This window comes from Cohnella soli, assembly GCF_042655525.1.
GTDB lineage: Bacteria > Bacillota > Bacilli > Paenibacillales > Paenibacillaceae > Cohnella > Cohnella soli.
In genome coordinates, this window is the sequence record NZ_JBHSMI010000067.1 from 392060 (window position 1) to 411070 (window position 19011).

Consider the following 19011-nt stretch of genomic DNA (forward strand, 5'->3'; position numbering starts at 1 on the left):
CTGCTCACCTACCATAAAGTAGTCTGATTCATTCTTCGAGAAATCGTATTCATAATAAGGAGTAACACAAAGTTAACGACCGAATTGAAAAAACCTATAGCAGATGCATAGCTAAATTGTCCGCCGACAAGCCCCATCTGGTATACGTAGGTTTGAATGATCTCAGCAGAAGCAATATTTAATGGATTTTGCAGCAAAAAGGCTTTTTCAAATCCTTGATTCATCAGGTTTCCGACACTTAGAATAAGTAAAATAGTTACCGTCGGCATAATACCAGGCAAATCGACATGCCATATTCGCCGAAGTTTATTTGCCCCATCCACTACTGCTGCTTCATGCAATTCAGGACTTATGGATGTTAATGCCGCTAAATAAATGACCATGCCCATACCCATGTTTTGCCAAACACCAGACCAAACATAAATGGATTTAAACCAAGCCGGTTCTCCAAGAAAATAAATCGCAGTTCCACCGATCCACTCAATGAAATGATTGATTATTCCATCACGGGGCGATAAAAACAAATAGAGCATGCCGGCTAGGACGACCGTTGAAATAAAGTAGGGCGCATAAGTAACCGTTTGCACGAATCGTCTGAATTTACTGCTGGTCAGTTGGTTCAATAACAAAGCCATGATGACCGGGATTGGGAATGTGGCTAGCTCGTATAAGCTGAGCAGAACCGTGTTTCTCAAGATGTCCCAGAATAAATAAGAGTCGAAAAAACGTTCAAAATGTTTCAGACCTACCCATTCACTTCCGAAAAAGCCCTTCGTAACCACGAAATCTTTAAACGCAATTTGTAATCCGTACATCGGGATGTATTCCATGACAATAAAATAAACAAGTGTTGGTAAGAGCAGAAGGTAAAGCTCCCAATTTTTAACTATTTTTCTCCTTATTCCTCTTTTTTTGAAATCTATTAGAGCATCCATTTTGTTCCTCCGCATATATAGATTGTTAGTCGTGTCTTCTCCCCTCGTTTTTCTTGCTCCCCAGTTTGTCATGATTCGATTTATGGTTCAATATGTCGTTTGTCTATCGATATGCAGGAAATCTACTACATCAGATTAGAACGAATAAATTGGCTATACGCGCTTGCGGCTGTCTTTCCGGATGCCTCCGAATCGATCAAAGCATGAAGGATCTCGATGCTATCCTCAAGTTTTGCTTTATTAGGGTTCGTATTTCGTACGTTTTCCAATTGCTCTTTATTTTGTGGCAGAAGAATACCACCGAGAATTTCAAATACATCAAAGTCCATTGGCGTTTGCAGTCCTAGAACGGCCTTGGTAAGCGCTCGTCTATAATTGCTTGTTATTTCCCTTTCTGAGTAGTCCCAGAGTTTATCGCCAAAAACAAACACTGCACTTGGAAGAGTATATTCATAATGATCTTTGGACTCCCAGGCACACATCTCTCCTCCAATGATTAAATGCTTCACATCATCCGTACTCTCCGGTCTTGCCTTCGGATGCCAGTTTAATATTTTCTCCTCTTCCATATAGAGGTCCAAGTAAGTCTCGGGAAAGTCAGAGTTCACAACACGGAAGCCTTCCTCCAAAAACCGCTGCATGCTGCATCCTTCAACAGGACCTCTTCCCTCCGCGGCAACTCTCCAAAATTGAATGCGAATATCTCTAGGAATGTCAGGTGAGACTGAAATATCTACTCCATCGTTCCACATCATCATTTTCTTTCCCAATCCGGTCACAATTCCATAAATTCTACTGACAAAGTAATAAAACAATTCCCTCTTGCCTTCTAAATGCTCTCTCCTGGAAAGCTCGGCACATACTTCACAATCATCCCATGTAGGCCACAATCTTTGTTCTGGAAATACATCGGTAAATTCAAGTTCATCCATACCGACATGGATATAATCTCCCGGGAAAATCTCAGCGATTTCTCTAATTAAGTTTTCCAAGATCTCATATGTTTTCTCATTCCCCACACACATCGCCCAGTTGCTCGGCTCGACCGTTCTAGTCCTGCATTTCAGCTCCTCAAGCTTATCTACGATGAATAAACCGTGAGCCGGCATTTCTATTTCGGGAATAACCTCAAGTCCGAACAATGTGGCATACTCAACGATTTCCTTCAACTGATGTTTGGTATACTGTTGCATCGGAGTATCATTTAACTGAGGATAAACGTCTGTTTGAACAGGATTATGTTCGGTTTCAAGCAAATGAAGATGCAGCGTATTATACTTTGCTTTTGCCATTTGTTGGATAATTGTTTTCATTTCTTCAATAGGGATGTATTTTCTTCCCACGTCGATTAGGATACCTCTGTATTCTCCGTCGGGATAATCCGTTATATTGCAAGCTTGTATGTAAATTCCCTTTGCATCGCGTTCAATTAAACCATATAAAGAAATAACCGCATTCCGTGCACCAAGCTCATCGCCATAGGTTAACATTACTTTCCCCTTACGGAACTCTATACGATACGCTTCTTTCATATTGAATTCATCGCTGGAACGTACGAATTCAATAACATTATTAATGCCATATGAGAAAGCAATGTTGATTTCAGACACTAGAATATTGAGTACTTGAAGAGCTTTCTTACCATAATCCTCCTCAGCCAGTACTTCCATTGCACTGTGAAGATAAAGACGATCATCTAAATATTCAATGCGTTTAGGCTTTGGCAGTAACATTTATTTCTCCTCTCGCCATCGTAATGAAGCTTATTTTATTCTGATTTGAATAGGGTTCAATATGTGGTTTGCATTCCTATATGCAGAAATTGGACTCCATGGTGTTCCGAACAATTTTCACATACTTATATAAGCGCTACATATCTTGCAGTTAAATCTATCCAGGATTTTATGAAGAAACTGCTTATGATAGCTAAAGGATTTGCCCCCAGTTCTGCACACGGCCTGTCCAGTTGAACGAGAATTCATTTTTGGACAATACGTTTGTATGCGCCTCGAAGACTGTTACCAAAAAGCAATAATCAAAGAACGCCAGTTTAATAAAAACCATTAATACCAACTACATTGTTGAAGCAAGCGTTGGAGAATGTTACATCCACACAATAAAACCCTGTTGCAGCAAGGAACTGCTGAAACAGGGTTTCGTATTGAATGCCTCTTTATCACAAAATTAATGCCAAATTACATTCAAACGAGCGTCACTTTACGATAAAGTTTACAGAAGAAAAGCTGTATTAATTATGAAAATAAATGGGACTTTCACTTAATACCTCGACAGCAACAGTAATGAAAAGGTTGAATCGATCGGCTTACGATCAATCAATCTCAAAATCTGACATAAACCCGGTATATGCTCATTGATGCCGTCAATCGCAGAAACTTCCGTTCGGAAGTTTCTTCTTCCACAACAGCACGAAAGCCGACCGTTACATTCATCTCTTGTTCGCGGCCTGCAAGCCAGATCGGTCTTGCCTGATGAAAATGCACGTAAAGAACACCTGCTTTCTATTCCGTTTACATTTTAATCGAGCCAGATGATAAACCTTCCACGAACTGCTTGCTTGCGAACATGAACAGGACGATCAGGGGAACGGACGCAATAACATAGCCAGCGAATAGCGGGCCCCAATTTGTCGTGAACAACTGTTGGAACGTCATCAGGCCGAGCGACAGCGGCATCAACTTCTCATTGCTGACAACCATTAACGGCCAAATATAGTCGTTCCATGTACCGAGAATGTTCAACACGCCCAGTGTGGCGATAATCGCTTTGGACAGTGGCAATACGATGCCGAACAAGATCCGCAACTCGCTGCCCCCGTCCACTCTCGCCGCTTCGAACATTTCCTCCGGCAACGACGAGAAAAACGAGCGCAGTACAAATATGCAAAAGATTTGTCCGCCCGCGATATAAGGTCCCCACAAGCCGAGCCAACTGTCCAGCATATGCAGCTTGACGATGAGTCCGAATAACGGTACTAGCGTCAAAATAAACGGAATCATCAGCAGCGAGATGATCAGAAAATACACTTTTTCCTTCAGAAAAAAGTTCATGCGAGCAAGCGGATATGCAGCCAGGCAGGAAAACGTCAGCACGCCGACCACCGTCACGCCACTAATGACGAAGCTGTTCCAAATGTATTTCCGAATCGTTTGCCACGCCACAGTGTAATTTTCAAAGTGAAATGGAAACGACACCGTCCACCGCTCCAGGTTGAACTGCGTCAAATCTTTCAAGGACAAGTTGAGCAACACGAAGAATGGAAGCATGGTGAGCAGACCTAACAAAAAGATCGTCCCGTGCTTAATCAGAAAACCGGTGTTTGTTTTGACCATGGTGCTCCTCCCTATTAAGCATCAGCTCCGTATTCAGTGGACGACTTCAGATATTTATTATTGACGAATGTCAATATGAAGATCAGAACGAACAAAACGACACCCACCGCGCAAGCGAACCCCATCCGGTTATTGTTCATCGCTTCCTGGTACATGACTAGTCCCGGCACAGTCGACGCGTATCCCGGTCCTCCTCCGGTCAACACGAGCTGGGTCTGGAAGCCTTGAAGCGTCCCGATGATGGTCAGGATCAAAATCAGCTTGATTTGCGCGGCGACTAGCGGCAGTTCGATGCGAAAGAACAGACGGAAGCCGCCGGCGCCGTCCACGGTCGCAGCCTCGACGATAGATCGCGATATGTTCTGGAAGCCGGCCAAATAAATGAGCATCGACACCCCCTGAGCCCACGGAAAGCCAATCAGCATCAAGGAGAAGAGCACGGTGTCCGGACTTCCAAGCCAGAGCGGAAGCATGTCTTCCGGAACCCCGAACGCCGCCAATATTGCATTCAGCAAGCCGACATCGGGGTTCAAAATAAACTGCCACAGTAATAATACGACCATCGACGGGATGACAAGGGGAAACACGAACAGCATTCGGTATGTGTTCTGCACGCGCTTGTTTTTCACTCTGTAGATGGCAAGCGCAGCCAGCATCGGAAACGTTAAAGAGGTCGCAATGCCGAATAAAGATAACCATAGCAAATTCAAAAACGCATGGGAAAATACCGCGGTCGTAAACATTTCCTTGAAATTGTTTAATCCAACGAAGTCGGACGTAGAAAAACCGTCCCAATTCGTAAAAGAATAGACAAAAGCTTCGATAGCGGGATAGTAATTGAAGAGCCCGATCATAGCCAGAGTCGGCAATAAAAAGAAAAAAGCAATAACATTTCGTCGGGACTGCACCATCGTATCGTTCTCCCGTTCATGAAGATGTAAAAGATATGGCGGGGGCATCCAGCTTACCCGCCATATTCAACGTTACTTGCTTGCCGCGCTTTGCTGAGCGATCGTTTCATCCGCACCCTGCGCATAGAACTGTTTGACTTGTGTCAGGAAGCCGTCTAAATCAAGCGTCCCGGTCAAATAAAGGGTGAGCGTACGCTCGAACTTGTCGCCGAAGGATTTGCCAAGGTACGAGCCATAGTGCTGAGCAACGATTAGCGGCAAATTCTCCTGGAACACCTCGTGTCCTTCAGGCGCCTCTGCACCTATTATGTTCGGCTCCGACTCAGTTTCCTTGTCAAGCTTGGAGATGTTTTCCGGCTTGCTCAAGAACATCAAATAGTCCATGATGACCGCTATTTTGTCCGGGTCATCCTTTTGCAAGTAACCTGGCAAGACCCATTGTCCAGGACCCCACGGACCGTATATTTTCGCCCCCGTCTCCACGGAAAGCGATGCCGATTCCTTGGTCACGGTCGGGAAATTGAAAGCCCCCCATTCGAAAGGCAGCTTCATCGCCTTGAGCTGCGAGATCGTCCAACTGCCGCCGAACAACATCGCCGTCTTGCCGGAAGCGAACATTTGGTCTCTGTCGTATTTGCCGGCGAACCCTTTCGGCCAATACTTCGACCAATCCTTATATAGCGTAAATTCTTGCTTCAGAACACCGAGTTGGGGCATCAGACCCTTCTGAGTCGCGTGAGCGATTTCGATCGGGTCGAGCCGGTTGTTCTTGTCTTCATCCAGCTTGTCGATATTGCCGATCAGAAACTGATTGTGCAACAGCGCGTCGGTCCATGGCGCGTCGCAGCAACTGCCGGAGACGACGTTGAAAGCGAACGGGGTCGTGCCGGAGGCGAGAATTTTCTCCTGTACGTCCATGAACTCTTTCCATGTTTTCGGAATTTGCAGGTTGAGCTTTTCGAAAATACTCTTGTTATAGAAGATAGCAACTCCGACGCCATCCGCCGGAATAACGTACAACTTGCCATCCGGCGCCCTGACGGAATCCAGTATCCCCGGGATGAACGTATCTTTCCAAGTCTTCCCTTCGTTATACGGATTCGGCTTCTCCAGCCATTCGTCGACCGGCGTAAACCATCCCTTCTGGTAGTTAGCCCACGTCGCTTCGAATTGGGTCCAGAACACGTCGGGCGCGTCTTTGGCCATCATTCGAGCCTGCAGCCAGGCGTTGCGGTCTTGGGTGGAAGGAACGCTTACCAATTCAATCTTGACATTCGGATGCAGTTTCTCGTACTCCTTGTTTAAATCGTCGAGCACGTGCCGTTCGGACGGATCTTGCGCATCCGGCTTTTTGGGCAGATGCCCTTGCGGGTCGAATTTGATCACCCAATTTTTGTCGCTTTTTCCCGCTCCGTCCTCTTGAGTGCCGGCGCTGGCCGGTTGGCTGTTGCCGGCGGATGATTGGCTATTACCGCTGGTCGATTGGCTGTTTCCGCCTTTCGAGCATGCAGCCAGCGCAAGCGCCAATACGCAGAGGATGGAAATGGTCGCCTTAACGTTTCGCTTGTTCAACATCGTGCAATCCCCTTTTTAAGTAAATTGTGTACGCTTTCAGTATAAAGCGGGGTTACGGGGCTGAACCATTTCCGCAATTTACTTTCCTGTGGCGCAATTGACCACTTCGGGAACGGCGTTAGCCGAGCATCGCGCGAAATTCCGTCGGGGTGACGCCCACGAAGCGCTTGAACAGCTGGCTGAAATGCGAAGGATCTTTAAAGCCGACCTGGTAAGCGACTTCGAACGCTTTCGTCTCGCTATCCGCGAGCAACTCCTTCGCTTTCTCGATGCGAATCTGCCACAGCAGCTCGCGGAAGTTGGTTCCGGTTTCTTTTTTGATCAGCCGGCATAAATACGCGTGATTCATGTGGACATGCTTGGACAGGGAGACGAGCGTAATTTCTTCCTGGTAATGGGTATCGATGTAGTGCATCATTTTTTTCAGCCATCCGCTGACCGATTGTTCGCTGTAGCAGGACAAACGATCGGCTACCTCCGATAACCTGATCTCGAGAAACTTCATCAGCTCCGAAAGCGTGTCGTAGGACAATATTTTTTTACGGTCTTCGATTTGCTCTTCATGGCGGATGCTTATTCTGTATTCGGTCATCACCCGCTCTGCACGTTCTAGCAGATCGAGCGCATAATGCTGAACATGAATTTTTTTGAGCCCATTTGACAGCATGTCCCGGTAAACGGCTCGGAAATAAGGAGGAATGCGCTCCTTCTCCCCCCTGCGCAAATAGCCCATCAACTCTGCTGTTTCCGCAGTGACGGCGCACATGCCCCCATGTTGGATACTTGACAAGGAATCGTAAGCGATAATAGATCCTTCCCCGAGCAACATGCGGTAATCGCGGCATTCTTCGATGTGTAGCATGCCCCGGCGCAAATCCGTCAAAGACGCAAGAACACCGCTGATGACGATCGATATACTGTAACTGAACATTGTCTTGCAACGATCGGTCAGATTGCGAGCGATGATGAGAACGTCCCTTTCTATATCGCACTCTACCCCGTCCGGTTGAAACAGGATAATGAACAGCCCTTTCTGACCGAAATAAGTCCAAAAAGGGTACGAGTGTCGGCTCATCGCATTGCAAACCGCCTCTTTGAGCGTTAACAGAGAGAGCGGATTCGTTATCGTATCGGCGCTGCCCATGTTGTCAATTTCGACTGATATCAGAACTGTCTGCCTGTCTAGCAGCGGCTGCAAATTGCGCAGTTCCTCCTCGTTAATCCCGTCTTGCTTGCCCGACAGTTGCAGCCGAATCATATTCTCTTGGAACAACTCTCCGTCCCTGTCCGCCCGGTGGATTCCCTGCCGCAGCAACTCCACGGAGTTCAACAGCTCACCGACGACAATTGGCTTCGTAATAAAATCGACTACGCCTAATTTCATCGCCTGCTTGGCATAGACGAAATCGTCGTAGGCTGAAATGAAAATGACTTGAACGGACGGATACAGGGTTCGTACCGTTTCGGCGAGTTGAATGCCGTCCATGACCGGCATTCGGATATCCGTAATGATTAGATCCGGCCTGCAGTCCGGCACGGATTTGAGCGCTTCGCTCCCGTTTCCCGCCTCCCCGACGACAGTGCAGCCGATATTTTCCCATTCCTTCAGACCGACCAAATGCTCGCGAATCGCTTGTTCGTCGTCCACAACCATGATCTGCATAAAAGCAATCCTCCCTATCCCGTAATGGGAAGCCGAACTTTGATGATCGTCCCTCCGGTTCGCTTGTTTTCGCTGGTCACTCCGTACGGATAGCCGTAATAAATCGCAATGCGCGATGAAACATTAGCCATCCCGCTTCCGAGTCCGCCCGAGGCGGTTTTCACTTTCACGTCGGAATAATCGATGCCCGGTCCGTTGTCTTCGACTTCCATCCACAAATCATAGTCGCTCACGTATGCGCGAACGTGGATGAATCCCGGCCCTTCTATCTGGTTGACCCCATGGATAATGGCATTTTCCACGATCGGCTGGATGATGAGCTTCGGCACCGTCACATTTGAAAGCGCGGGATCGACTGCGATTTCCCAATGAAGCCGGTCTTTGAAACGGTACTTGTGTAGTTGGAGATAAGATAGTAGCATGCTCATTTCGGTATCCAACGGAATAAAATCGTTTTCGCCGGAGATAGAGAAGCGTAAAATACGCGATAGCTTCTGAATGACTTCGGGCACGTCCTTCGCCCCTTCCGCTTTCGCCATGATGCTAACCGTTTCCAACGTGTTATACAGAAAATGGGGGTTGATATGCATTTTGATCGCTTTCAGATTTGCCTCTTTTTTGAGCAGCTCAGCCTTGTATACTTTCTGAATCAAAAATTGGATTTCCCGGATCAAACGATTGAAACTATTGCACAGCAGGGCGATTTCGTCGGTCGTTCGGATGCCGCTCAACGGCTCGAAATGCTCCCGTTCGGCTTTTCGCATCAGTCCCGTGAGGCGCATGAGCGGCTGCGTAATATGACGCAGGATGACGACTGTCAGCACGAATACGATGAACCAGGCTACCACCGTGATCGCGGCAGCATAATAGGCCAAATTCTCAATTTCCTTTTGCAGAAAGCGCTTTGGGATAATGCTATAGTACGTAAAGCCCGAATAAAGAGATGTGCGTTTGTTCAATATATTGCCGGCGGTTACGATCGAAGGTTTCAGTTTTTCTCCTATCGATGCCGTATCGTGAGATGCGAGAATCAAATTGTTGCTGTTTACGATGTAAAACGAGCCGTAAGAGTAGGAGGCGAAAGCATCTTTGAATTTATCCGGCTTCAGCATGACGGCCAAGTAACCAAGCTTCTGGTCGGTCGACTCGTCATAGATTTCCAAGGCTGCGGCGATGCGCGAATGATCCGTAAAAAAAGCCCAGCTCAGACTGCCAGGCACTTGATGGGCGATATATTGCAGCGCTAAGTAGCTGGTGACGGTTTCCGCCCCTGTGGAAGTGTATATATTTTCTTCATTATCGAAAATATAGATGGCATCGATCAATTCTTCTTCGGCCAGTTCGGCGTTCAACGCTTTATCGAGGTCTGCCGTATATTGTCGGCGCTCTTCAGGCGTAAGTGCGTATTCAAGCTTATCCATATCGTTTCTCAAAAGCTTGTGGATCGATAAATTGGTAGACAGTCGGTTGGTTTTTTGTTCAATCAATTTGAGCATCCCGTCGATTTTGTCGGAAGTCTCTACCAAGGTCTGGTTGCTGGAAGTTTGGATTTTCGTTTCGATGATATCGGTCGAACGGAAATAAAACAGGCTGATGACGACGATCAATGGAACCACGGTCAACAGGGAATAGATCAAAATCATCTTGTAGAGCAGTTTTGAGGTGAAACGGCGATAAAACCGGCGAATGAGCGTCATGAGCTTTCAGGAAATCGGTCATCAGAATGACATTCCCGCCATAACGTCGGGCTGACGGTGTACTTCATCTTGAACTGCCTGCTGAAGTAATGGATGCTTTGGTATCCAACCATGCCGGCAATTTCCTGAACGGACAACTTTGTCTTCGAAAGGAAGCAAGCGGCGGCGTTCATCCGCAAATTGTTCAAATATTGCAGCGGAGTCGTACCGGCGATCGTTCGGAACATACGAATGAAGTAAGACACATGGAGATGCGCATGCGAAGCAAGTTCCCTGATCGTAATGGGTTCATCGTATTTGGTTTCCAAATAACGCATCAATGCCAGTACGCGATCCCGCGTCTCCGTTGTATCGTACGAGCGTGCGGCGTCTGCCGGTCGGAACAGCCGGGGCTCTCTTGCACGCAAGCAGGCGGTTACCATGAGCAGCGTTTTACGAATGTCTAACAGGACGAGTTCGTTCGCGATGTCACGGTAAGGGAGAACGGAATCGAAATTGGCCCACAAAGTTCTTGCGACTGCATAAATCGGAGCGTAAAGTTCCGATTTATGGCGTTCGTCGCCGGTTTGCAGCTCGTTCCAGACGAACATCTGCCCTAGGCACGGAAATACCGAATCTCCCTGTATATCGAGTTCGATATACCCAAAGCTGCACGTGGCGGATCGACTAAGCAATCGGTGCGGGGTGTTCGGTGCCAGCAGGAACAAAGTCGGCGCCGAGACGGCGTACTCCTTTCCCATCCACTGGAGCAAGGCGTTGCCCGAGGCAAGGAACAACATTTCGTGATAGGGGTGAATACCTCCCCCACCCTCGAAGTCGGTCATGAGCTGCACCATATCGATTTTCCGTACATGCATAGATATCCCTCCTGAGCTTGTTATCTTCCGCAGGCTTCATCGTTGCTCGATTACGAGGGTACTACAATCGATTCGTCGAATGTATTCGTATGCCGTGTTCCGCTAACGTCCTACGCAGTGTTTCCGCCATGATATCGTATCCGTCAACATTCGGGTGAATCCCGTCATAAGTGTATTCGCTGCGTAGCGTTTTGCCGTCCGGCCCGCACATTGCAGCATGATAATCGATATAAATAATTCCTAGCTCGCCCGCAAGCTGCTCAAGCTTGTTGTTTGCCTCCATAATCAGCGGGTTGCGAAACTCCCAGCCGAACCGTTCGACACCCGATGGCATAAGCGAGCAAACGATCGGCTCTATACCATTCTCCCGTGAGATGCGAATCAACTCCCGATTACCGTCCACAATACATTCTCGCATCGATGTAAGCCGAACCGGATCTGCACTCCCTTCTCGGATCCAATCATCAAGCAAGATCGTATCGTTAATACCGATCGCAATAACGACATATCGCGGATTCAATTGCACGACATCCGCCTGGAATCGGTGCAAACCGTGTTTCGTCGAATCGCCTCCTATACCGCGATTAACAACGATGGCACGGTTGCGCCCGAAATACGTCTGCAGCTCCCAATAATGCGTAATGGAATCGCCGAAGAACACATAATCGATTCTTACCCGGTGAGACAATAAGATCTCGTTGTTCATATCAAACTCAGCCCTGCGTAATTCATACGCTACAACCGAAGGCTTATAACTCGGTCGAATGATCGAATACCACTGCTTCATCCTGGTTCCCCCAGTGAGCTTCTCGACTTTGCACTTCGTTAACTCACGGAAAAGGAACGGGCGTGCGATTCCCGCACAACCGCTCCTTTTCCAAGCTCATCTTCGTTTATTTCGATCCTAAGAACTGGCTTGTCTGAAATTTGTGAATCGCAGTCTAGAAATTGCGAGATTTCTCAACCAAAATACCGTTTAGTGTTTCCTGAAGTACGAGCAAACCATTGGTTGGAAGCGTTGCATTTGTTGAACCCTTAAGAACAACAATTCCGCCATTCTGGATAGTGGATGTGCTTACCGCATAATTGATGAAGCTGACCTGTTGGCCGGCTGCCGGATTGATGATCGATGAAGTCGTTGTGGTCGCCGTATAGCCAAAAAGCGTATTGATGTCGTATCGTTCAAGATCGAGAGTAGACACACCATTCAATACCCTCTGATCTCGTACAACAAAGGCATCCGCTTTGCACGCTGTATTATGATGCTTGTAAAACTTCGATACGTAGTATTCATTGTCTCCAAGCGTAATCGGCGCTATAGCGGCATTGGTGTAGACGATGTAGCCACTCGTCTTAGCGGATACGGAGCCGTTGAAGCAAAAAAATCGATTATCTTTGACTCGGGACGGCGAGCCATTGCTGCTGTTGGCAATTCCGTAAAATTTCGTGCTCGTCCCATTGTCGATCCAGGTAACATCGTTGTTTATGAATGTGGTACCGGAAAGAAGGATGGCGTATTGATCCATATATACCTGATCGAAAGCGCAACCATCAACAATACATGATGACGAACTGGTAAACGACACCATATTCGACGATTTCCCGGTCTGAGTCTGGCGGAATTGACAGCCGCGGATATTGACCTTATAGGAAGTGATAATCATGAATGGTGCCACCGACGTTTCGGCAACACCGAAATGAGACGCCACGGCCTGAACGCTGTTCGGCGCGAACAAGCATGCATTGAAATCGATGTGGTTCGAGCCGTTGTTAATGACGATCTGCGAGTATCGGGAGTAACGGTTCACAACCGTTATGCCGCCTGACGGGTACTCGCTGACTTCGAAGTGGCAGCCGTTGAAAGTGATATCGGAACCTCCGCTGATATTCAACATGTACGGCGTGATCTCGATATGAAGTCGATCGAAATGGACCGAGTTGCAGTTATTCACGAGATTGAGCGAGGGGTATACGTTTTCCGTTCCGCAGTCGATGATGCCGAGAGCACGGATATGCATGTCCTGGATATAGTCTCCGGTCACGCCATATTGTTGAAAGCCTTCAACGACAACGGAATCGATCAGGCCATCCCAACCCTGATTTTTGAGAAGCATTCCGGAACCATTAATACCAGCTCCGTAGATGCGAAAATTACGAAGTTGACCGCCGCGTTGGTAGCTGTTCCCGAATTTGAAGCAATAGTCAGCAGCTACCGTGGAGAGGAATGTAACAGCCGGCACACCTTGCGGATAGGACGGCGTTGCGGATGGGCTCTGCGCCTCGCCAACCACCGTGATCGCCACTGAGGTCGTAACCGGGGATGTGATTATATAAGTGCCGGATGGGACGTACAGCGCATGATTATTATCGGCACACCATGTCATGGCTGCCTGCGTTGCTGCGGTATCATCTGAAATCCCGTTGCCCTTTGCGCCAAACTGCCTCAAACTGATCTTGTCGGTAGCAGCGAGTTTCCAGCGTCCTCCATCCGAAGCGACGATCACGGTACCGCCATTATCTGCACTCGTTGTATCAGTCGAGTCAAAATAATAGTTGCCGCCGCCACCATCTCCGGAAGCATAATAACCAGTCACGAAAGCAAAAAAATAGGTTGTCTTCGATAATGCCTTTAGTGCTGAAATCGACGTGACGACCTCTACATTTCCAGCTCCGGATGCCGCTTTCGCACGGGGAAGCAATGACGTTGGACTTAGCAGGCTGCCTGCCGCCAAGGCTGCTCCCGTCATCCCCATGGAAACCAAAAACTTCTTGCGGCTAACTGGTTTCGTACTCGAATCTTTGGATTGTTGTTGATCGGACATGCTTATTCCTCCTCATAGAATTTTGGGGATTCATCTGCCGTCATCGATACAATGATACGCTCCTCATGTTTCCAGCAGTGGAATCCACTTGCATGACATCGGCGGCAAGGTCACCTCATGCTTGCGCCCTCGATAAGCCAACCGGCAGAAACCGCTCGTCTCCTCCAAATTCAGCAGAATCACACCGCTGCAAGCCGGCAACCAGAACAAAGCAATATTCGTCCCTTCTGTCAACATCGGAAAATTCCATTCAGTTAGAGCAAGCAACGCACGCAGATCGCGAATTTCCGCACCTGCATCCCCGGTTCCAACGGAATGATCCCACACCTGAATATTCGAGTACTTCTGATGGCTCACTTTATCCGAATTTGCGGCGAAAGCTCGAGCATCTAAAATCACACGTTTATAGACCGGCAACACCTGTTCCCAATCTTCATCAAGCGTATAATCGCCGAAGACAAGCAGCACCTCGCCGCCCGCATCCTTCTCGCATCCTCGAACCGGTTTCACAGGAAGTCCCGACAAGGTTGGCAGCGTTGTCGAATGCAGCGGCTCTTGATAAAGGCCATGCGTACCGTAAGCCACATGTACCGGATAGACGCGTTCATACAGGGACAACGCTTCCTCCATTTCGCGCAACTCCCGTACATGATCGCCCCATGCTTGCCAATAATCGTCCTCGTACACATACGTTCCGCTCATGAGCATCAGATTGGGTATGCCTGCGGATATGGCCAGTTTGGCCTTGTATACAAGGTTGGCTGCGCTCAGAGCACGGTAAGGGAAACAGGTCGTCTCGCTATAGCTATTCTCCCGGCCCACCCGGTTCAAATGCTTGAGGATGCTGTTCAGTTCCAACGCCTTAGAGCTTGCTGTGCCAAAGTCGCGGTCGTTATACAAGTGCTCACCGACCCGGAACATGCAGTCCGGAAGGTTCGACTGGATCGCAGTGATATCGATGCCGTGCCGTTCGTCGCCGTCCGGCATTGTCATGAACCCGAGCCGCACACCGGGAACAGCCATTGCTGTCATCAAACTTGTCACTTTGTTGCTTTGAAAGGACATCCACTCCCGCAACACTTCCGAAATTTCCCGGTTCTCAATCCGCCCGCTCAGGCTTTCCCGGGTTTCGTTCCGTTGCCATGTCCGATTGAACGCCTCTACGCACGACTCGCAGAAACAACCTTGGATCTCTCTGTCCCAGTTCCCCTGCCGCATGTCGTCATCCATAAAAATATCCGCAAACCCTGCGTCTCTAATCGCGGTTACCGCCGCCACGCTGTCCGCGACCATCCTGTCTTCAATGTCTGCGCAGTAGTAGACCGGATCTCCGTGCCGATCGATCCGGCACCTCCAAGAAGGAGGAAGCGCAAGCTCCAAATCGGGGTCATCCGGATTAAGCGCGTTGCCCGGGTGTCCAAGCGGCACATTGATCACGCCAACTTCAAAGTCAAACCGCTCCAGCACTTCCTTTGCCATGCACAATTGCGCCAAGGAGGAAGCCATATGACCATAGAAATAGCCGTGCAGCCAAATCTTGTCCACGCCGGCACGTTTCATAGTCGATAGCCATTCACCGCGTTCCGGATCGAGAACGACTTCCGCCTGGAGCGGGTAATGAATCTTCACCTTGCAATCCCCCTTTCTTGACCTAGTGGAAAAGAAAAGAGTTTGGATCATATGATCCAAACTCTAAGCCTACTCTTATTGTAGGTATGCGGCAAAACGCCAACTACGGCAATCTGTTGCGATTGGTTATACTTTGTTGCTTTGTTTATAATCCATTGGCGTGATACCTATATGTTTTTTGAAAAACCTGGTGAAATAAGGAACGTTGTCGAAACCGAGCTCAATCGCGACATCCTGCACCTTATATCCTTCCCGCAACAGCAATTCCTTGGCGCGCGATAGCTTAAGTTCCTTGATGCTTTCGAACAAGGATACCCCTTTCTCCATATGGTAAAGCCGCGATAAATAATAAGGGCTCAAGTGAACCTGCTTGGCCAGCTCGGTGAGCGATATGTTCCGGTTCAACGAATTAACGATGTACGCGTCGACTTTATAAACGATCTCCTTCTTCTGGTCTTTGCGTTCTGTGTCCGCATAGGAGAAGATCAAAGTGGACAAATTCAAAAAATATTCCTCCAGCGCAGACCAATTGACATGCTTGCGGTAATGGGTCAAATCGTCAAGATCGATTTGACCTCCAAGGGCGGCTGTCATTTTCCTTCCGTTCATGAATGATAGGAACATCGTCGAAATACGGGAATATATTTCCAGTTGGAACGCATAATCGAGAAACACCGATTGCTGCATGGAGCGAAAAAAACGCATCAGCTCGTCCTGGAAAGTTGCCTTATCGTCGGTTTCAAGCAAATTTGCCAATCGACTCATATGCCGTTGTACATCCTGCGGAGCGAGCTCCTTCTCGGGAAATTGTGCCAACATATCGTCTGCTTGCTCGATCATGATGATTTGCTCGTCCAGACCGATGCCCCTTTGCATCAATTCGCACATTATCCCGTAAGTGTGAGGGATTTGCTGCCAGCTTACATCCGGTTTGGAGAGGACGAACGAGACGGGAAGATGCAAATATTGCCGAATCGTTTGCTGAATTTTCTCCAGGAGCTCGTTCAAATACCACTGGAATTTAGCCATATCCCTGACTTCTTCGCCTTGACCCGCCGATTCATAATGGGTCTGAAACAGCCAAACCACATAGCGTTCATCCGAATGCGATACAAACCGGCATTTGTCGTTGACGTATTCTTCGACGATATTCCCGATCGCATATTGCAGCAGTAACTTGTCCCGCTTATGTTGATGCGTAGGCCAGCGATCGACCCTTCCAATTAATAATATGACACTGTGGTTAGGATCCAACGGAATCTCCAGATCGCGAACCTGAATGCGAATATCAGCAGTCGGAAGTGGCCCCCCTTTTAGCAATCCGTCGAGGAACTCGTTCTGGAGCAAATTTAGCGCTCTACGCAACTGCTGTTCAGCGCGGGTGATGACATCTAGCGTTTGGATCTCCGATTCGAATTCCGAGATGACACGCCTCAAAACGTCCACAATCGTCAAGTTGTCGACCGGCTTTAATAAATAATCAAAAGCGTCATGGCGAAGTGCGGTTTGCAAATATTCGTAATCGGAATACCCGGACAAGAAGACCACTTTGCAGCGAGGCCAATGTTTTCTTACATGTCCAATCAGCTCCAGGCCGGACATCCCTGGCATACGAACGTCCGTGAACAGAATGTCGATCCGATTGTTCTGCATAATATCGATAGCTTCCAAAGCGGAATAGGCTTTCCACAAGAGGAGATCCATCTCTTCTATTCCAGCAAGAAAATGAAACAAGTTGTCGACGATTAACGGTTCGTCATCCACAAACAGAACGCTATTCAAGGTTGGTCCCCCCTTCCTCGATTTCAATTCGAATCGTGACGGTAACGCCTCCAAATGCGTTCGGTTTGAGCACAACGCCGCTTTTCGCACCGTATCTTAGTTGGAGTCGCCTGTGTACATTCCATATTGCATGATGATCCTCGACCGCTTCCACCATACGTCTCCGTTCTTCCCATTCCTTCATCTGGTCGGGAGTTACTCCTTTGCCGTTGTCTTCGATTTCAATCGTAAGCGACTTCGGCTCACAGATGACGCGGAAATGGACCAGGCCGCCTTTCATCGTGTCCTCGTGCCCGTGGACGATCGCATTTTCGAGAAAAGGCTGGATGATGAGACGCGGCACTTCCCACCGATCGACAGAACCGCTGACTTCGAAATGGAAGGTGATCCGCTTGCCGATTCTCATTTGCTGAATGGAGCAGTATACGCCAGCGTGATGAATTTCATTGCTCAGCGGGACGAAATCGGATTTGTTCTGGGTAATGAATTTGAAGTAGTCGCCCAGATACATGGAAAGCCGGGAAACGCCTTCGACATCCTCATCCTGCGCCATCTGATACAGAATGTATAGGCTGTTATAAAGAAAATGCGGATTGATCTGCGATTGGAGCTGCTTCAACTCTGCCTTTTGGCTGCGAATGGTCTGCTCGTATACTTCCTGCACGAGAACCTTCAGCTTGCCGACCATTTGATTAAACTGCCTGTATAGATAGTCGAATTCGTCCTTGTTCCGGTGCTGCAGGTGAATTTCGAACTGCCCCAGCTCGACCTTCTTGAACGCCCGTACCAGTTTCAGCAGCGGTCGGTGGATAAAGCGAAGCAACGAATAAGAGACGATCAGAACAACGATAATGGAAATCGCTGACAACACCCACAACCACGTCTTGAACGACGATACTGGTTTCAGGATTTGATCTTCCTGGACAAGCGTTACGAAGGACAAGTCAGCAAAAGCAAAAGCCTTTTTAAAGCTCAAATACGTTTTGCTACCAATAGAAAATCGTTCTCCACCGAGCGTCAGGCTCTTATTCATCGCTTCCAGCTTATCGGGAGTGGCATTACTTGCGGGGATCAGAAATCCGTTAAGCTTGCGATTGCCTGCGATGTATGCGATGCCGTTTCCCGTTGTATTCTGGTCTGCCAGCACTTCGCCGATTTTGGGGGCCGACAGCTCGATGACCAGCAAATAAAGAGGTTTCGCCTTACTCGGATAGCCGAGCGAAAGAAATATTCGTTTATCGAAGTGCAGTAATCCGGGCGAAGACATGTTCCTCTGGAGAAACGCATCGTATTCGTCCAGGCTCATATCTGACAAGCCGTCAATCGACGACAGCCGTTTGCCGATCCCTGGCATGAGGACGAACGCTTCCTTCACATACCGGCTCGAGGCTGCGAGCGCAGACAGCTTGAAATTGAGGTCGTTGACAGCTTTAGTCTGCTCGTACACACGCAGCGATTCGTTCCGGATGCTGATCGCCTGCAGATCGGGGTCGACCAGGAAATTGACCTGAAGCTGGGAGATCCGAGCCATTTCCGCATCAAACGAAGACACGAAAAAAGCCGATTTCTGCTCCATCAACACGAGAATTTGCTGTCGAAGCAGGTCGACTCCGGTCTTGCTCATCAACGAACCGATCACATATATCGGGAAGAAAACAGCCAAAAAAGTCGCAAAAAGCTTCATAAAAATACCGTTTTGCAAGGCAATCGGCGCTTTCCCCATCATCGGTTAACCCCCTCCACATTCCCATAACCATCATAACCATGCTCATTAATAGTTAGCAATGGAG

14 protein-coding genes are annotated in these 19011 nt (G+C 48.2%); all 14 read right to left on the reverse strand.

Annotated elements, in window-relative coordinates; translation table 11 throughout:
- Positions 1-8: 8 nt before the first annotated feature.
- On the reverse strand, positions 9-935 hold the full coding sequence (locus ACFPOF_RS31040) for an ABC transporter permease (protein ID WP_378139619.1): 927 nt from the start codon (positions 933-935) through the stop codon (positions 9-11).
- Positions 936-1060: 125 nt separating this feature from the next.
- Positions 1061-2668: a family 20 glycosylhydrolase gene (locus tag ACFPOF_RS31045; RefSeq protein WP_378139621.1), complete on the reverse strand. Its 1608-nt coding sequence runs from the start codon at positions 2666-2668 to the stop codon at positions 1061-1063.
- Between the two features lie 606 nt (positions 2669-3274).
- The gene (locus tag ACFPOF_RS31050; protein WP_378139623.1) at positions 3275-3436 is read right to left on the reverse strand and encodes a hypothetical protein; all 162 of its coding nucleotides are present in this window, start codon (positions 3434-3436) and stop codon (positions 3275-3277) included.
- A gap of 27 nt (positions 3437-3463) precedes the next feature.
- On the reverse strand, positions 3464-4285 hold the full coding sequence (locus ACFPOF_RS31055; protein WP_378139625.1) for a carbohydrate ABC transporter permease: 822 nt from the start codon (positions 4283-4285) through the stop codon (positions 3464-3466).
- Between the two features lie 14 nt (positions 4286-4299).
- Positions 4300-5196 carry a carbohydrate ABC transporter permease gene (locus ACFPOF_RS31060; protein ID WP_378139627.1) on the reverse strand — a complete coding sequence of 299 codons (897 nt, stop codon included), beginning with the start codon at positions 5194-5196 and terminating at the stop codon, positions 4300-4302.
- Positions 5197-5268: 72 nt separating this feature from the next.
- Complete coding sequence (locus ACFPOF_RS31065) at positions 5269-6771, reverse strand: ABC transporter substrate-binding protein (RefSeq protein WP_378139629.1); 1503 nt, start codon at positions 6769-6771, stop codon at positions 5269-5271.
- A 118-nt stretch (positions 6772-6889) separates the two neighbouring features.
- Complete coding sequence (locus ACFPOF_RS31070) at positions 6890-8434, reverse strand: response regulator (RefSeq protein ID WP_378139631.1); 1545 nt, start codon at positions 8432-8434, stop codon at positions 6890-6892.
- Between the two features lie 14 nt (positions 8435-8448).
- The gene (locus ACFPOF_RS31075) at positions 8449-10131 is read right to left on the reverse strand and encodes a cache domain-containing sensor histidine kinase (protein ID WP_378139633.1); all 1683 of its coding nucleotides are present in this window, start codon (positions 10129-10131) and stop codon (positions 8449-8451) included.
- Positions 10128-10988: a helix-turn-helix domain-containing protein gene (locus tag ACFPOF_RS31080; protein ID WP_378139635.1), complete on the reverse strand. Its 861-nt coding sequence runs from the start codon at positions 10986-10988 to the stop codon at positions 10128-10130. Before ACFPOF_RS31080 ends, ACFPOF_RS31075 begins: the two co-directional genes overlap by 4 nt.
- Before the next feature lie 61 nt (positions 10989-11049).
- On the reverse strand, positions 11050-11775 hold the full coding sequence (locus ACFPOF_RS31085; protein ID WP_378139637.1) for an SGNH/GDSL hydrolase family protein: 726 nt from the start codon (positions 11773-11775) through the stop codon (positions 11050-11052).
- 154 nt (positions 11776-11929) lie between these two features.
- Positions 11930-13810 carry a glycosyl hydrolase family 28-related protein gene (locus ACFPOF_RS31090; protein ID WP_378139639.1) on the reverse strand — a complete coding sequence of 627 codons (1881 nt, stop codon included), beginning with the start codon at positions 13808-13810 and terminating at the stop codon, positions 11930-11932.
- 63 nt (positions 13811-13873) lie between these two features.
- Positions 13874-15439: a hypothetical protein gene (locus ACFPOF_RS31095; protein ID WP_378139641.1), complete on the reverse strand. Its 1566-nt coding sequence runs from the start codon at positions 15437-15439 to the stop codon at positions 13874-13876.
- Between the two features lie 126 nt (positions 15440-15565).
- Complete coding sequence (locus tag ACFPOF_RS31100; RefSeq protein WP_378139643.1) at positions 15566-17221, reverse strand: response regulator transcription factor; 1656 nt, start codon at positions 17219-17221, stop codon at positions 15566-15568.
- A complete protein-coding gene (locus tag ACFPOF_RS31105; RefSeq protein WP_378139645.1) occupies positions 17214-18947 on the reverse strand; it encodes a sensor histidine kinase in 1734 nt (577 codons plus the stop codon). The genes ACFPOF_RS31100 and ACFPOF_RS31105 overlap by 8 nt, the downstream gene beginning before the upstream one ends.
- Between the last annotated feature and the right edge of the window lie 64 nt (positions 18948-19011).